We start from the raw sequence: 15,688 nt of genomic DNA on the forward strand, positions 1-15,688 counted from the left end.
TCGTTTGGGCAGCAAAATAGAAAAAGCCGGAAAAATTCGGCGAGGAAAAAATGACAGAAGAAAACAAGAAAAAGCCGAATCCGATCGACATCCACGTCGGAAGCCGCATCCGGCTTCGCCGCAATATGCTGGGAATGAGTCAGGAAAAACTGGGCGAAAACCTCGGCATAACGTTCCAGCAGATCCAAAAGTACGAAAAAGGCACCAATCGCGTCGGCGCCAGTCGTTTGCAGGCAATCGCCTCGATACTCGGCGTTCCCGTCGCCTTCTTTTTCGAGGATGCGCCCGGTCAGGAGGCCGTGGGCAACCGTGGATTTGCCGAGGATGCGTCGATGACCTCCGCCGTCGAATTCTGCGGCAGCCCGGAAGGCCTCCAGCTGAACCGCGCCTTCGTCAAGATCGCCGACGTGAAAGTGCGTCGCAAGATCATCGAGCTTGTGAAATCGCTCTCCGTCGACGAGGTCGATTGACTGGCCGTAGCCGGGCATGCAATTTCTCGTGGCTGAGTGCACCGTGGGATGTGCATTCCGCAGATGCGCCGACGCGCGGATCGATTTTGCTCGACATGCTTCCACGAAACCGTTCTCTTCAGCCTGTGAGTGCAAGAGATGAGGGTAGTGCGCCCTGCCGCCGTCTTCTGGACGCAAAGATAATAACGTCAAAATTCATGCTAGAACGGCTGCACGACTTGACGAGCGGCGCCCGGCACCGTTAACAACTGGCGCGCCAAAATCGGCGGCCTGCCGATATTTTTTCAAGAGGGGACACCCGTGACGCGGCACAATTATTTCTTCACCTCGGAATCCGTTGCCGAGGGCCATCCCGACAAGGTCTGCGATCGTATCTCCGACGAGATTGTCGATCTCGTCTACCGCGAGGCCAGAAAGACCGGCATGGACCCGTGGAAAGTCCGCGTCGCCTGCGAGACGCTCGCGACGACCAATCGCGTTGTCATCGCCGGTGAAGTGCGCGTCCCCGAGACGCTGCTCAAGAAGGACAAGGAGGGCAACGTCCTGAAGGATGCGGCCGGCCATCCGATTGTCAACCCGGCCAAGTTCAAGTCGGTCGCACGCAAGGCAATCCGCGAAATCGGCTACGAGCAGGCCGGCTTCCACTGGAAGACGGCCAAGATCGAGGTCCTGCTGCACGGCCAATCGCCGGATATCGGCCAAGGCGTCGACAACGCTTCCGACCGGCAAGGCGAGGAAGGAGCCGGCGATCAGGGCATCATGTTTGGCTATGCCTGCCGCGAAACGCCGGACCTGATGCCGGCGCCGATCTATTACAGCCACAAGATACTCGAATTGCTGGCCGCTGCGCGCCATGAGGGCAGCGGTGATGCCGGCAGGCTCGGGCCGGATGCCAAGAGCCAGGTGACAGTCCGCTATGTCGACGGCAAAGCGGCGGAAGTGACGCAGATCGTGCTGTCGACCCAACATCTCGATGAGACGTGGGATTCGAAGAAGGTGCGCAACGTCGTCGAGCCCTATATCCGCGAAGCACTAGGCGACCTGAAGATCGCCGACAATTGCAATTGGTACATCAACCCGACTGGCAAGTTCGTCATCGGCGGACCTGACGGCGACGCCGGCCTGACCGGCCGCAAGATCATCGTCGACACCTATGGTGGGGCTGCGCCCCATGGCGGCGGCGCCTTCTCCGGCAAGGACACCACCAAGGTCGACCGCTCGGCCGCCTATGCGGCGCGCTATCTCGCCAAGAACGTGGTTGCCGCGAAGCTTGCCGATCGCTGCACTATCCAGCTTTCCTATGCGATCGGTGTCGCCCAGCCGCTGTCGATCTACGTCGACCTCCACGGCACCGGCAAGGTCGACGAGGCAAAGCTCGAGCGTGCACTGCGCACTGTGATGGACCTATCGCCGTCCGGCATCCGCCGCCACCTCGATCTCAACAAGCCGATCTATGCCAAGACGTCGTCCTACGGCCATTTTGGCCGCAAGGCCGGCCGCGACGGATCCTTCTCCTGGGAGAAGACCGATCTCGCCAAGGCGCTCAAGGACGCTCTCGCCGAACCGGTCGCCGAAGCAGTCGCCGCCTAACAACGGCGCCTATGGACCCGAAGGACCGGCCAAGCCGTGCGACCGAGGCGTTTTTCGGTCGCCGGCGCGGCAAGACCATCCGACCGCAGCAGGCGGCGGCGCTGGAGAGCGGCTTCGCCGCCTACAGGCTCGATCTGACGGTTGAACCGCCGGCCGATCTGCGCAGCCTTTTCGAAGCCGAAGTTTCCGCTGTCCAGCTCGAAATCGGTTTTGGCGGCGGCGAACATCTTCTGCACCGTGCCACGGCCAGCCAGGCGACCGGCTTTATCGGCGTCGAGCCTTTCGTCAACGGCATGGCCAAGATGATGATGGCGGTCCGGGAGCGGCCGCTTGCTAATCTGCGCGTCTATGACGACGACGCCACACGCCTGCTTGACTGGCTGCCGCAGGCTTCGCTTGACGGCATCGACCTTCTCTACCCGGATCCGTGGCCGAAGAAGAAGCACTGGAAGCGGCGCTTCGTCAGCCCGGTCAATCTCGACCGCTTCGCGCGCGTCTTGAAGCACGGCGGAAAGTTCCACTTTGCGTCAGACATCGACAGCTATGTGAACTGGACGCTGCTGCATTGCCGGGCGCATGGCGCCTTCACGTGGCAGGCAAACGAAGCAGCCGACTGGCGTCGGCCCTATGATGGCTGGCCGGGGACGCGCTATGAGGCCAAGGCCATTCGCGAGGGCCGACGGCCCGCCTATCTCACCTTTGTGCGGAAATAGCAGGAAGTCCGAGCTGAGCGGCCGAAGGCTCTCCTGTTCACTTGGCTTAGAAGCGGCGGATTTTATCGAAGGCTGCCGGCTCCATGCCCAGATTGCGCAGATCATTCGCACGCGGCTTGCGACCGTTTTCCACAGCACGCGACGCTGCTACGGCGCTGCCAAACACGCTAAAAAAGTCGCCTATGGCTGAAAAAAATCCACGATTGTTCATGATCGGATCCTTCCGAGCGTAGTGAGCGCTCCAATTGCGCAATGCAACATAGATAGTCGTGCGTTGCCGGTGCTCAAAGGAGGATTACTGCATGGGCGCCATGCATTTGGCGCAGCGCTGCGGACTCGGAGCCTTGCCGTCATGCACGACGGGCTTGAAACGACGGCCACGATCGTCTATATCAGCTTCAAATTCTTGGTCGGTATGACGAAGAGTGGGTCCACCCGGTCCCGCTCTTTTTTATTACCTGCCGGCCAAGCAGGAATCGAACGACAGGGACCGAATGACAGTGACGGCAAGCGAAGGCGACGACCGCATCATCCGCGAAAGCGGCATCGATGCGCGCATCGCGCTGATCGTTCAGCCGGTACTGCGCGCCATCGGTTTCCGCTTGGTACGTGTGCATCTGTCGGGCCAGAACGGGCTGACGCTGCAGATCATGGCCGAGCGCGAGGACGGCACGATGACTGTCGAGGATTGTGAAGAGGTCAGCCGGGCAGTATCGCCGGCGCTCGATGTCGATGATCCGATCGAGAAGGCTTATCATCTCGAAGTGTCGTCGCCGGGCATCGACAGGCCGCTGGTCCGCAAATCGGACTTTGCAGCCTGGACCGGCCATCTGGTGAAGATGGAAACGTCGGTTCTCGTCGCCGACCGCAAGCGCTTCAAGGGCAAGATCGCCGAAAGCGACGCGGACGGTGTGCTGATCGAGCGCGACAAGGCCGCTTACGGCGAGGAGCCGACGGTGCGTGTTCCCTACGATGCGATTGCCGAAGCGCGGCTGGTTCTGACCGATGATCTTATCCGCGATGCGCTGTCGAAGGATAACCGGGCGCGCAAGGAAGCCAGAAAACGCCGCGGCGAACCCGAAGACGCACCAGAGGGTGCGGAAGACGAAACCGAACAGGAAATGTGATTGGGCTGCCGGCCGTAAGGTCGGCAACAAGCTCGGGAGAAAGAAGATGGTTGTAAGCGCCAACAGGCTTGAACTGCTGCAGATCGCCGATGCGGTCGCGCGTGAAAAGTCGATCGACAAGTCGATCGTCATCGCCGCTATGGCCGATGCGATCCAGAAGGCCGCGCGCTCGCGCTACGGCCAGGAAACCAATATCCGGGCCGATATCAATCCGAATACCGGCGAGATGAAGCTGCAGCGGCTGATGGAAGTGGTCGAGAAGGTCGACGACTACGCGACGCAGATTGCCATTTCCTCGGCGCGCGAGCGCAATCCGGACGCCCAGCTCGGCGATTTCATCGCCGAACAGCTGCCGCCGATGGATTTCGGCCGCATCGCCGCCCAGTCGGCCAAGCAGGTCATCGTGCAGAAGGTGCGCGAGGCCGAGCGCGACCGGCAATATGACGAGTACAAGGACCGTATCGGCGAGATCGTCAACGGCACCGTCAAGCGTGTCGAATACGGCAACGTCATCGTCGATCTCGGCCGCGGCGAGGCGATTATCCGCCGGGACGAGCTGATCCCGCGCGAAAACTATAAATATGGCGATCGCGTCCGCGCCTACGTCTATGACGTGCGCCGCGAACAACGCGGCCCGCAGATATTCCTGTCGCGCACCCATCCGCAGTTCATGGCGAAACTGTTCACCATGGAAGTGCCGGAAATCTACGACGGTATCATCGAGATCAAGTCGGTCGCCCGCGATCCGGGTTCGCGCGCCAAGATCGCTGTCATCTCCCGTGACAGCTCCATCGATCCGGTCGGTGCCTGCGTCGGCATGCGCGGCAGCCGCGTCCAGGCGGTCGTCGGCGAATTGCAGGGCGAGAAGATCGACATCATTCCGTGGTCGCCCTCGGCCGCGTCCTTCATCGTCAATGCATTGCAGCCGGCGGAAGTCGCCAAGGTCGTGCTCGACGAGGATGCCGAGCGCATCGAGGTCGTCGTCCCCGACGACCAGCTGTCGCTGGCCATCGGTCGCCGCGGCCAGAACGTCCGTCTTGCCTCGCAGCTCACCGGCTGGGATATCGACATCCTGACCGAGCAGGAAGAGAGCGAACGGCGCCAGAAGGAATTCGTTGAACGGTCGTCGCTGTTCATGGAAGCCCTCGACGTCGACGAGATGGTCGGCCAGGTGCTCGCTTCCGAAGGCTTCACCAGCGTCGAGGAGGTCGCGTATGTCGATTCCGGCGAAATCGCGTCGATCGACGGCTTCGACGAGGACACGGCTTCGGAGATCCAGACCCGCGCCCGCGAATATCTGGAGAAGATCGAAGCCGAGCATGACGAGAAGCGCAAGGCGCTCGGCGTTGAGGACGAGCTGCGCGAGATTCCCGGCATCACCACCGCCATGATGGTGACGCTCGGCGAGGACGGCGTGAAGACGATCGAGGATTTCGCCGGCTACGCCGCCGACGACCTGACCGGCTGGAAGGAACGCAAGGACGGCGAGACGAAGGTATTCCCGGGTGTGCTCGCCAACCACGGCGTGTCGCGCGCCGATGCCGAGCAAATGGTCTTGGCCGCTCGCCTGAAGGCTGGCTGGATCACCGAAGACGAGCTTGCCGCCGAGGGCGTGCCGGCTGACGAAACCGTCGGTGCGTGAGGTGAAACCGCATCGCACCGAACCCGCCCTTGGACGAGATGAACGATCGCACCTGCATCGTCACCCGCAGGCAAGCCGAACCGGATGAGCTGATCCGTTTCGTCGTCGGCCCGGATTCGGCCGTCGTTCCGGACATCAAGAGAAACCTGCCCGGCCGCGGTTGCTGGGTGACCGCCGACCGCCTACATATAGACAAGGCAGCGGCGAAAAACCTGTTTGCCCGTGCTTTTAAGGCGCAGGTGACCGTGCCAGCCGATCTTGGCGGCATGGTCGACGCGCTGCTTTCCAGGTCCGCTCTGGGCATGCTTGGCCTGGCCCGCAAGGCGGGCGCCATAGCGCTCGGAGCGACTAAGGTCGAGAGCGCCGTGCGCGGCGGACTTGCACTTTTCGTGCTCCACGCGACCGAGGCTTCCGACGATGGCGTCCGCAAGATAAGCCAGGCGCGACGGGCAACCGTCCACCTCGGCGGGCCTGCGATCCGCGCTTACAAACTTTTCTCCGAGGCCGAGTTGAGCTTGGCATTGGGGGGTACAAATGTGATACATGCTGCCGTTCTCGCGGGAGACGCGGGCAGGGCGGTCCAGAAGCGCATGGTTGCGCTCGACCGATATCGGGGCGGTTCCCCGGACGATCTGGCAATGCTTGCGGCCGTTGCTGACGAAGATGATGCCGCAGAGGATATGGAATGAGCGATACGAAATCGGGCGACGACAAGACGCTGAGTGTTACGCCGAAGAAGACCTTGACGCTGAAGCGCCCCGGTATGGAACAGGGCACGGTGCGCCAGAACTTCTCGCACGGCCGCACCAAATCGGTGGTTGTCGAGACCAAGAAGCGCAAGTTCTCGCTGCCCGGCGACAAGCCGGAGCCGGCGGCAGCGCCTGTGTCCGTCTTCACGCCGAAGCCGGTCGCGGCAGCGCCTGCCGTGCAGGAAGCCCCCAAGGCGCCGCCGCCTCCGCCGCCGGTCGAACGCGGCGGCATGGTGCTGAACGAGTTGTCGCGCCAGGAAATGGAAGCACGCCGCCGGGCTCTCGAGGGCTCGAAGGTCCGTGACGTCGAGGATCGCCAACGCGCCATCGAGGAGGCCAAGCGCCGCAGCGAGGACGAGGAGCGCCGCCGCCGCGAGCGCGAGGAATCGGCTCGCCGTCAGGCCGAGGAAGAGGCACGGCTGCAAGCCGAGGCTGAATCCCGCCGCCGTGCCGAGGAAGAGGCACGCCGCCGTGCGCCGCTGGCCGCCGAACTGGCGACAGTCGATGACGAGGAAGAGGTCAAGCCGAAGCGGACCGGTGCCGGCGCACCAGTGCGCCGTCTGGTCACGCCCGAAGTGGCGCGTCCGGCCAAACCGACCAAGGGCGAGGAAGACCGCCGCCGCGGCAAGCTGACGCTGAATTCGGCGCTTTCCGACGAGGATGCGCGCGCCCGCTCGCTGTCGTCGATGCGCCGCCGTCAGGAGAAATTCAAGCGCGCGTTGCATAATGAGCCACGCGAGAAAGTCATGCGTGAAGTGATCCTGCCCGAAACCATCACCATCCAGGAGCTGGCGCAGCGCATGTCCGAGCGCGCTGTCGACGTGGTCAAGTTCTTCATGAAGCAGGGCCAGATCCTGAAGCCTGGCGACGTCATCGACGCCGACACGGCCGAACTCGTCGCGACCGAATTTGGCCACACGGTCCGCCGCGTCGCCGAGTCCGACATCGAAGAGGGCTTGTTCAACATCGCCGATCGTCCCGAGGACCTGCAGCCGCGTCCGCCGGTGGTAACCATCATGGGCCATGTCGATCACGGCAAGACCTCGTTGCTCGATGCCATCCGAAATGCCAACGTGGTGTCCGGCGAAGCCGGTGGCATTACGCAGCATATCGGCGCCTATCAGGTCGAGAAGAACGGTAACAAGATTACCTTCATCGACACGCCCGGCCACGCCGCCTTCACGGCGATGCGTGCCCGCGGTGCCCAGGCGACCGATATCGCCATCCTGGTGGTGGCGGCCGACGACAGCGTGATGCCGCAGACGATCGAATCGATCAACCACGCCAAGGCGGCCGGCGTTCCGATCATCGTGGCGATCAACAAGATCGACAAGCACGACGCCGACCCGCAGAAGGTGCGCTCGGAACTGCTGCGCCATGAGGTGTTCGTCGAATCCATGGGCGGCGAGGTGCTGGATGTCGAGGTGTCGGCGACCAAGGGCATCAATCTCGACAAGTTGCTCGAAGCGATCCTGCTGCAGGCCGAAATCCTCGACCTGAAGGCCAATCCGGACCGCACCGCCGAAGGCGTTGTCATCGAAGCCCAGCTCGACAAGGGCCGCGGCCCAGTCGCAACCGTGCTGGTGCAGACCGGCACGCTGATGCCGGGCGACATTCTCGTCGCCGGCAACGAGTGGGGCCGGGTGCGCGCGCTGGTCAACGATCGCGGCGATCAGGTCAAGGAAGCGCCGCCGGCAATGCCGGTGGAAGTCCTCGGTCTGCAAGGTACGCCGCTGGCCGGCGACCGCTTCGCCGTTGTCAACAACGAAGCCCGCGCCCGCGAGATCACCGAATATCGCCAACGTCTGGCGCGCGAGAAGGCGGTGGCCAGGCATGCCGGCCAGCGCGGCTCGCTTGAACAGATGATGTCGCAATTGCAGACCAGCGGATTGAAGGAATTCCCGCTGGTCATCAAGGGCGACGTGCAGGGCTCGATCGAGGCGATCAACGCGGCGCTCGACAATCTCGGCACCGACGAGGTGCGCGCCCGCATCGTCCATGCGGGCGCCGGCGGCATCACCGAAAGCGACGTGTCGCTGGCGGAGACCTCGGGGGCTGCGATCATCGGCTTCAACGTTCGTGCCAATGTGCAGGCGCGTGCGGCCGCGGCTGCGGCAGGCATCGAGATCCGCTACTATTCGATCATCTACAATCTCGTCGATGACGTTAAGGCGGCGCTCTCCGGCCTGCTATCACCGGAGCGTCGCGAGACCTTCATCGGCAATGCCGAGATCCTCGAGATCTTCGACATCACCAAGGTCGGCAAGATCGCCGGCTGCCGTGTCACCGAAGGCAAGGTCGAGCGTGGTGCGGGCGTGCGCCTGATCCGCGACAACGTCGTCATCCACGAAGGCACGCTGAAGACCCTGAAGCGCTTCAAGGACGAGGTTTCGGAAGTTCCGGGCGGTCAGGAATGCGGCATGGCCTTCCAGAACTACGAGGACATGCGCGTCGGTGACGTCATCGAGTGCTTCCGCGTCGAGATGGTAACCAGGACGCTCTGAGTTCGAGCGTCTTGAGTTCGAGCATCTATTGAGACCGGGCGGTGGTCGAAAGGCCGCCGCCCAAACCATATGAGACATGTGGCGCGGTCCCATCCCGCGCTTCACGATTTCAGGACCGAGGAAAATGCCCCGTTCGACCCCGTCAGGCCCATCCCAGCGCATGCTGCGAGTCGGAGAGCAGGTGCGCCATGCGCTATCCGAAACCTTGCAGCGCGGCGATATCCTCGATCCGCTGATCGAGAACACAGTGGTCTCGGTCTCCGAAGTGCGCATGTCGCCCGATCTGAAGATCGCCACCGCCTTCGTCTCGCCGCTCGGCGCCAAGGATGCCGGTGCGGTGGTCGAAGCGCTCAACAAGCATGCCAAGTTCGTCCGCGGCCGCGTCTCCGGCGCGCTGCGGCAGATGAAGTACATGCCGGAATTCCGCTTCCGGCTCGATACCAGCTACGATAATTTCCAGAAGATCAACGAATTGCTGCACTCGCCCGAAGTGGCGCGCGATCTCAGCGCCGACGACAAAGACAAAGACAAAGACGACCGGAAGGACAGCGAATAGTGGCGCGTCGCGGCAAGAAGAAGGGCCGGCCGATCTCGGGCTGGCTGGTACTGGACAAGCCGGTCGGCATGGGCTCGACCGAAGCCGTCTCCAAGATCAAATGGCTGTTCCTGGCGGAAAAGGCCGGCCATGCCGGCACGCTCGACCCGCTGGCGTCGGGCATGCTGCCGATCGCGCTTGGCGAGGCGACCAAGACCGTGCCTTACGTCCAGGACGGCGCCAAGGTCTACCGCTTCACCGTTGCCTGGGGCGAGGAGCGTTCGACCGACGACCTCGAAGGCGCGGCGACCAAAAGCTCAGACCTCCGTCCGGCGGAATCCGAAGTGCTGGCGCTGCTTTCGAAATATACCGGCGTGATCATGCAGACACCGCCGCAATTCTCAGCGATCAAGATCGCCGGCGAGCGCGCCTACGACCTTGCCCGCGACGGCGAGACGGTCGACATTCCGGCACGCGAGGTCGAGATCGGCCGGCTCGACCTGGTCGAGCACATGGCCGATCGCACCATCTTCGAGGTCGAATGCGGCAAGGGCACCTATGTCCGCTCGCTGGCGCGCGACATGGGGCGCGACCTTGGCTGTTTTGGTCACATCGCCGAGCTGCGGCGGGTCGAGGTCGAGCCGTTCACGCAGGGAGATTTCGTCACCTTGGCCGAGCTGGAGGCCGCCCGCTTCGGCGAACAGAGCGAGGACGCTTCGCAAGCAGCGGACGCGCCGATCGACTTCGGTGCCATCGATGCACTTCTGGTCGACACCGCCGCGGCGCTCGAATGCTTGCCGCAGGTTGCGATCAGCGACGATGCGGCAACCAAAATCCGCCTCGGCAATCCGGTCATCATTCGCGGCCGTGACGCGCCGGTAGAAGCTGAGGAGGCCTGCGCCACCGCGCGCGGCAAGCTGGTCGCCATCGGCGCCATCGAGCAAGGCATGTTCAAGCCAAAGCGGGTCTTTGTCGGGTAACAGCTGTCGCCCGGCGCATGATCTCCAAACCGGATTCTATTTTGGGAAAGGATCATGCGCTAAATCAACAGGGCTACGGCGTCGTTTGTCGTCCGAAAGGATGCGCTGTGCTGTAGTGCCGTTCGACGCTGCACTCGAGGGGGCACATGGCAAAGGCTGACACGGTCAACAAGCGAGCGGCGCTCAAAACACGGCGGCCACCGGTCGGGGCTTCGCCGGGCACGCTGATCGCCGACCCGGCGGCGCGCCGCTCCGAGCTCAGGCTGACATTGATCTCGCCTGAGAAGTTCAAGACGATCGACAATGCCAGCATCGACGACGTCAACACCCATTGCCACAATTGGCCGATCATCTGGCTCGACTGCACAGGCCTCGCCAACATCCAGCTGATCGAGGAGATCGGCGGGATCTTCAACCTGCATCCGCTGGCGCTGGAAGATGTCGTCAACACCGGTCAGCGGCCCAAGGTGGATTTCTTCGAGGACCATGCCTTTGTCGTCGTCAGGATGATCGACGATGTCACCGCCCATCGTTACGAACAGATCGCCGTCTTCTTCGGCAAGAACTTCGTCGTCACCTTCCAGGAGCGCGAAGGCGACCCGTTCGATCCCGTGCGCAAGCGGATCGCGAGCTCGGTGCCCAACCGCTTGCGCTCGCGCGGCGCCGACTATCTCGCCTATGCTTTGATCGACGCCATCGTCGACAGCTATTTCCCGCCGATCGAGGCTGCCGGCGAATTGGTCGACAGCATCGAGGACCAGATGCTGAACCAGGCGCACAAGCACCAGATGCGGCAGCTTCACGAATTGCGGCGCGACGCCAATGTGCTGAAGGGCGTGCTTTGGCCGATGCGCGACGCGCTGGCGACCATGATCCGCAACGACGTCTCTTATGTGAAGGCCGAAACCAAATTATTCCTGAACGACACGCTGGATCATTCGCTGCGATTGATCGAACTGGTCGAAACCCAGCGCGATATGCTGACCGGCCTGATCGAGATGCACCTGTCGCTCAGCCAGGCGCGCACCAACGACGTCATCAGCTATTTGACCATCGTCTCGGTGATCTTCATGCCGCTCACCTTTCTCGTCGGCGTATGGGGTATGAATTTCGACCCCGACACCTCGCCCTGGAACATGCCGGAGCTGAAAGCCTATTACGGCTATCCCCTGTCGCTCGTCTTCATGGCGATTGTTGCGGTCGGGCTCTACGCATACTTCAAATGGAAGAAATGGCTCTGACCATGCGGAAGTGCCCGTTTATGCAGCAAAAAGCCGGCTTGTGAATTGGGCTGGCCTTTTTGTCGGAATTGCACTATATGCGCCGCAGCTTCGCGCTTTGACGCGTTGCTTGCACCGGCCCCTGCTGGACGACATCCCGGCTGAGGGCGTCCCGTTTCCTCAAACAGACAAGGAAAAACACGATGTCGATTACTGCCGAACGCAAGAAGGAATTGATGGGCGAATTCGCAACCGCCAAGGGCGATACCGGGTCTCCGGAAGTCCAGGTGGCCATCCTTTCCGAGCGCATCAAGAACCTGACCGATCATTTCAAGGACCACAAGAAGGATAACCATTCCCGCCGTGGCCTGCTCGCTCTCGTTTCCCAGCGCCGCAGCCTGCTTGATTATCTCAAGCGCAAGGACGACGCGCGCTATCAGACGCTGATCGAGAAGCTCGGTCTGCGCCGTTGACGAATTGACCGGCGGGTTCTTTCGAGAGCCCGCCGGTCGCGCATTGGAGCATCGGATCATCCAAGGCTCCAATGAAGAAAGCAGAGCGCCGCGCACCGGTTTGGATGCGCAAAGGACGCTCTGAAGTTTTAGATTTGCGCAGGATACTTTCCGAAAACCTGGTTTTCGGGTTCACGCGCAAGGCCAGTCGGATCGATTGGCCAACCCGGTTTCGAAACAGCAGAGGGCCACTCGAAACCGCCCATGGACGGTCATGGGGCAGGATTGCAGGACGCTCGTGCGGCAAATGCGCCGAATAGCCGAGCTTCCCGTTGTCTTGCCCGTGGCTGCCCGAGAAAGGAAGCCAAGGGAAAGGGGCATCCGCGCACGCTGAAACGGCGCGGCCCTTTCCGCATACGAAGGACAAGATATGTTCAATTACCACAAAGTGGAAATCGAATGGGGCGGCCGTCCGCTCATTCTCGAAACCGGCAAGATCGCACGTCAGGCTGACGGCGCGGTGCTGGCCACCTATGGCGAAACCAAGGTTCTCGCCACCGTCGTCTCGATGAAAGAGCCGAAGCCCGGCCTCGATTTCTTTCCCCTGACGGTCAACTACCAGGAAAAGACTTACGCCGCCGGCAAGATCCCGGGTGGCTATTTCAAGCGTGAAGGCCGTCCGAGCGAGAAGGAAACGCTGGTTTCCCGCCTGATTGACCGCCCGATCCGCCCGCTCTTCGCCGAAGGCTACAAGAACGACACCCAGATCGTTGTCACCGTCGTCCAGCACGATCTCGAAAATGATCCGGACATCCTGTCGATCGTCGCCACCTCCGCCGCACTGACCTTGTCCGGCGTGCCGTTCATGGGCCCGGTTGGTGGCGCCCGCGTTGGCTACATTAACGGCGAATACGTGCTCAACCCGCATGTCGACGAGATGCAGGAATCGAAGCTCGACCTGGTCGTCGCCGGCACCGCCGACGCCGTGCTGATGGTCGAGTCCGAAGCCAAGGAACTCGGCGAGGATCTGATGCTCGGCGCCGTCATGTTCGGCCACAGGGGCTTCCAGCCGGTGATCGACGCGATCATCAAGCTGGCCGAAGTCGCCGCCAAGGACCCGCGCGATTTCACCGCGCCGGACTATTCCGCGCTTGAAGCCGAGATGCTCAAGATCGTCGAAGGCGAGCTTCGCGATGCCTACAAGATCACCGACAAGCAGAAGCGCTATGCCGCCGTCGACGCCGTCAAGGCGAAGGTCAAGGCCGCGTTTGCGCCGGCAGAAGGCGAAGAGGCCAAATACACGTCCGAACAGATCGGCACCGTGTTCAAGGAACTCCAGGCCAAGGTCGTGCGCTGGAACATCCTCGACACCGGCTCGCGCATCGACGGCCGCGACCTGAAGACGGTCCGCAAGATCGTCTCGGAAGTCGGCGTCCTGCCGCGCACACACGGCTCGGCGCTGTTCACTCGCGGCGAGACCCAGGCGCTGGTCGTCGCCACGCTCGGCACCGGCGAGGACGAGCAGTATGTCGATTCGCTGACCGGCATGTACAAGGAGAAGTTCCTCCTGCACTACAATTTCCCTCCCTATTCGGTCGGTGAAACGGGCCGTATGGGTTCGCCCGGCCGCCGCGAAATCGGCCACGGCAAGCTCGCCTGGCGCGCCATCCGGCCGATGCTGCCGACCGCCGACCAGTTCCCCTATACGTTGCGCGTCGTTTCGGAGATCACCGAGTCCAACGGCTCGTCCTCGATGGCTACCGTCTGCGGCACCTCGCTGGCGCTGATGGATGCCGGTGTGCCGCTGGCCAAGCCGGTCGCCGGCATTGCGATGGGCCTGATCAAGGAAGGCGAGCGCTTCGCCGTGCTCTCCGATATCCTCGGCGACGAGGACCACCTCGGCGACATGGATTTCAAGGTTGCCGGCACCGCCTACGGCATCACCTCGCTGCAGATGGACATCAAGATCGAGGGCATCACCGAGGAGATCATGAAGATCGCCCTCGACCAGGCCAAGGATGGCCGTCAGCACATTCTCGGCGAAATGGCCCATGCGCTGTCCGGCGCGCGTGCCGAGCTCGGCGAGTTCGCGCCGCGCATCGAGGTCATGCACATCCCGACCGACAAGATCCGCGACGTGATCGGCTCGGGCGGCAAGGTCATCCGCGAGATCGTTGAAAAGACCGGCGCCAAGATCAACATCGAGGATGACGGCACGGTCAAGATCGCTTCGGCCAACGCCAAGGAAATCGAGGCGGCGAAGAAGTGGATCCACACCATCGTCGCCGAGCCGGAAGTCGGTGAAATCTACGAAGGCACGGTCGTCAAGACCGCCGACTTCGGCGCTTTCGTCAACTTCTTCGGTCCGCGTGACGGCCTCGTCCACATCTCGCAGCTCGCCAATGATCGCGTCGCCAAGACCTCCGATGTGGTCAAGGAAGGCGACAAGGTCTGGGTCAAGCTGATGGGCTTCGACGAGCGCGGCAAGGTCCGCCTGTCGATGAAGGTCGTCGACCAGGCCACCGGCAAGGAAATCGCCCGCGATAAGAAGAGCGAAGGCGAAGAAAACGCCGCCTAAGCGGGGTTGCGTTCCGTCGAACGCATAAAGCAATCGAAGCGGGCGCGCCGGAAGGTCGCGCCCGTTTGCATTTCAACAACAGCCTTGCAGTTCAAGAGTGGTGAATGTCCGCCGAGCCGCTGAAGACGCTTTTCCATCCTTTCGAGGCCGGGACCGTTTCCCTGCCGCGAAAGGATGAACGTATTCTTTTTCTCGGTGCCGAGCCCGGCTTTCGCTTGCTCGAAGGCTTCGATGCCAAGCTTCATCTCGTCCAAGGCTTCAGGCCGCATTTTCGCGCCTTGCAGGCGTCCGGCTTCACCGTCACGCCGCAAGTGGAAGGCAAGGCTTTCGACGCGGCGCTAGTGCTCGCTGGCCGCCATCGCGGACAAAACGAGTTGCGCGTCGCAGAAGCGATCGAGCACGTGGCATCAGGCGGGTTGATCGTCGTCGCCGGCGGTAAGGACGATGGTATCGCCAGCCTGCGCAAGCATGTCGGCGCCCTTGTGCCGCCCGAAGGCCACCTGCCGAAGCATCACGGCATTGCCTTCTGGTTTCGCCGGCCGGCCGATACCGTTGCCGCGGCAACGCTTCGCGCCGCCAATCCGGACTTGGTGGTCGAGGACCGCTTCCGCACGGCCCCAGGCATGTTTTCGTTCGACAAGATCGATGCCGGATCGAAGCTGCTGGTCGAAAATCTGCCCAACGATCTGCGTGGCAGCGTTGCGGATTTCTGTGCCGGTTGGGGCTATGTCGCCGCCGAAGTCGCCGCCCGCTCACCCGGCATATCGGCGCTTGACCTTTACGAAGCGGATTTCGAGGCGCTGGAGGCGGCGAAGGTCAATGTCGGCAACACAGGCCTGGAGCCACGTTTCTTCTGGATAGATCTTTTGAGCGAGCCGGTCGAGCACCGCTACGATGTGATCGCCATGAACCCGCCCTTTCACCGCAGCCGGGCGACTGAGCCCGAAATCGGTGCCGGCATGATCCGCGCGGCAGGCAAGGCGCTGAAGCCGGGCGGCCGGCTGTTCATGGTGGCGAACCGTCAGCTTCCCTACGAACCGGTGCTGGCGGCCGCCTTCTCCAGCCATGCGGAGCTCGCCCGCGACGGCATGTTCAAGGTCTTCTCGGCGCGACGCTGAAACGCTGCGG

The 15,688-nt window shown here is 62.4% G+C and carries 14 protein-coding genes; 13 read left to right on the forward strand and 1 reads right to left on the reverse strand.

All coding sequences use genetic code 11. From position 1 onward, the window contains the following. Positions 1 to 50 precede the first annotated feature (50 nt). The 3 genes from NKH43_RS08360 to trmB all read left to right on the forward strand — a co-directional run bounded on the left by NKH43_RS08360 (position 51) and on the right by trmB (position 2,773). Entirely contained in the window at positions 51 to 470 is a 420-nt protein-coding gene (locus tag NKH43_RS08360) for a helix-turn-helix domain-containing protein (RefSeq protein ID WP_023719568.1), read from the forward strand. Positions 471 to 770: 300 nt separating this feature from the next. Continuing rightward, entirely contained in the window at positions 771 to 2,060 is a 1,290-nt protein-coding gene (metK, locus tag NKH43_RS08365) for a methionine adenosyltransferase (RefSeq protein ID WP_023719567.1), read from the forward strand. An 11-nt stretch (positions 2,061 to 2,071) separates the two neighbouring features. After that, positions 2,072 to 2,773, forward strand: a complete 702-nt coding sequence (gene trmB / locus NKH43_RS08370) for a tRNA (guanine(46)-N(7))-methyltransferase TrmB (RefSeq protein WP_352493771.1) — start codon at positions 2,072 to 2,074, stop codon at positions 2,771 to 2,773. Between the two features lie 46 nt (positions 2,774 to 2,819). Here trmB and NKH43_RS08375 read toward each other — a convergent pair whose 3' ends face one another. After that, on the reverse strand, positions 2,820 to 2,984 hold the full coding sequence (locus NKH43_RS08375; RefSeq protein ID WP_023719565.1) for a hypothetical protein: 165 nt from the start codon (positions 2,982 to 2,984) through the stop codon (positions 2,820 to 2,822). A 283-nt stretch (positions 2,985 to 3,267) separates the two neighbouring features. On the opposite strand from NKH43_RS08375, the gene rimP reads away from it, so the two are divergent. The 10 genes from rimP to NKH43_RS08425 all read left to right on the forward strand — a co-directional run bounded on the left by rimP (position 3,268) and on the right by NKH43_RS08425 (position 15,678). Beyond that, complete coding sequence (gene rimP / locus NKH43_RS08380) at positions 3,268 to 3,900, forward strand: ribosome maturation factor RimP (protein WP_023719564.1); 633 nt, start codon at positions 3,268 to 3,270, stop codon at positions 3,898 to 3,900. A 46-nt stretch (positions 3,901 to 3,946) separates the two neighbouring features. Next, positions 3,947 to 5,542 (forward strand): transcription termination factor NusA, encoded by a 1,596-nt coding sequence (nusA, locus tag NKH43_RS08385; protein WP_352493772.1) that lies wholly within the window; start codon positions 3,947 to 3,949, stop codon positions 5,540 to 5,542. Positions 5,543 to 5,580: 38 nt separating this feature from the next. Then, positions 5,581 to 6,231 carry an RNA-binding protein gene (locus tag NKH43_RS08390; RefSeq protein ID WP_023719562.1) on the forward strand — a complete coding sequence of 217 codons (651 nt, stop codon included), beginning with the start codon at positions 5,581 to 5,583 and terminating at the stop codon, positions 6,229 to 6,231. Continuing rightward, entirely contained in the window at positions 6,228 to 8,795 is a 2,568-nt protein-coding gene (gene infB / locus NKH43_RS08395) for a translation initiation factor IF-2 (protein ID WP_023719561.1), read from the forward strand. The genes NKH43_RS08390 and infB overlap by 4 nt, the downstream gene beginning before the upstream one ends. Positions 8,796 to 8,919: 124 nt before the next feature. Then, positions 8,920 to 9,351 (forward strand): 30S ribosome-binding factor RbfA, encoded by a 432-nt coding sequence (gene rbfA / locus NKH43_RS08400; protein WP_352493773.1) that lies wholly within the window; start codon positions 8,920 to 8,922, stop codon positions 9,349 to 9,351. Then, a complete protein-coding gene (gene truB / locus NKH43_RS08405; protein ID WP_023719559.1) occupies positions 9,351 to 10,310 on the forward strand; it encodes a tRNA pseudouridine(55) synthase TruB in 960 nt (319 codons plus the stop codon). The genes rbfA and truB overlap by 1 nt, the downstream gene beginning before the upstream one ends. Before the next feature lie 146 nt (positions 10,311 to 10,456). Then, on the forward strand, positions 10,457 to 11,551 hold the full coding sequence (gene corA, locus NKH43_RS08410; RefSeq protein ID WP_023719558.1) for a magnesium/cobalt transporter CorA: 1,095 nt from the start codon (positions 10,457 to 10,459) through the stop codon (positions 11,549 to 11,551). A gap of 140 nt (positions 11,552 to 11,691) precedes the next feature. Next, positions 11,692 to 12,003 (forward strand): 30S ribosomal protein S15, encoded by a 312-nt coding sequence (gene rpsO, locus NKH43_RS08415; RefSeq protein WP_280940423.1) that lies wholly within the window; start codon positions 11,692 to 11,694, stop codon positions 12,001 to 12,003. 409 nt (positions 12,004 to 12,412) lie between these two features. Next, positions 12,413 to 14,560 carry a polyribonucleotide nucleotidyltransferase gene (gene pnp, locus NKH43_RS08420; protein WP_023719557.1) on the forward strand — a complete coding sequence of 716 codons (2,148 nt, stop codon included), beginning with the start codon at positions 12,413 to 12,415 and terminating at the stop codon, positions 14,558 to 14,560. A 104-nt stretch (positions 14,561 to 14,664) separates the two neighbouring features. After that, the gene (locus NKH43_RS08425; protein ID WP_352483235.1) at positions 14,665 to 15,678 is read left to right on the forward strand and encodes a class I SAM-dependent methyltransferase; all 1,014 of its coding nucleotides are present in this window, start codon (positions 14,665 to 14,667) and stop codon (positions 15,676 to 15,678) included. The last annotated feature ends 10 nt before the right edge of the window (positions 15,679 to 15,688 follow it).

Source organism: Mesorhizobium sp. M1163 (genome assembly GCF_040318415.1).
Lineage (GTDB): Bacteria > Pseudomonadota > Alphaproteobacteria > Rhizobiales > Rhizobiaceae > Mesorhizobium.

Coding starts and splice junctions, on each gene's coding strand:
- NKH43_RS08360 (WP_023719568.1), top strand. CDS start 51: ATGACAGAAGAAAACAAGAAAAAGCCGAATCCGATCGACATCCACGTC.
- trmB (WP_352493771.1), top strand. CDS start 2,072: ATGGACCCGAAGGACCGGCCAAGCCGTGCGACCGAGGCGTTTTTCGGT.
- NKH43_RS08375 (WP_023719565.1), bottom strand. CDS start 2,984: ATGAACAATCGTGGATTTTTTTCAGCCATAGGCGACTTTTTTAGCGTG.
- rimP (WP_023719564.1), top strand. CDS start 3,268: ATGACAGTGACGGCAAGCGAAGGCGACGACCGCATCATCCGCGAAAGC.
- nusA (WP_352493772.1), top strand. CDS start 3,947: ATGGTTGTAAGCGCCAACAGGCTTGAACTGCTGCAGATCGCCGATGCG.
- NKH43_RS08390 (WP_023719562.1), top strand. CDS start 5,581: ATGAACGATCGCACCTGCATCGTCACCCGCAGGCAAGCCGAACCGGAT.
- infB (WP_023719561.1), top strand. CDS start 6,228: ATGAGCGATACGAAATCGGGCGACGACAAGACGCTGAGTGTTACGCCG.
- rbfA (WP_352493773.1), top strand. CDS start 8,920: ATGCCCCGTTCGACCCCGTCAGGCCCATCCCAGCGCATGCTGCGAGTC.
- corA (WP_023719558.1), top strand. CDS start 10,457: ATGGCAAAGGCTGACACGGTCAACAAGCGAGCGGCGCTCAAAACACGG.
- pnp (WP_023719557.1), top strand. CDS start 12,413: ATGTTCAATTACCACAAAGTGGAAATCGAATGGGGCGGCCGTCCGCTC.
- NKH43_RS08425 (WP_352483235.1), top strand. CDS start 14,665: ATGTCCGCCGAGCCGCTGAAGACGCTTTTCCATCCTTTCGAGGCCGGG.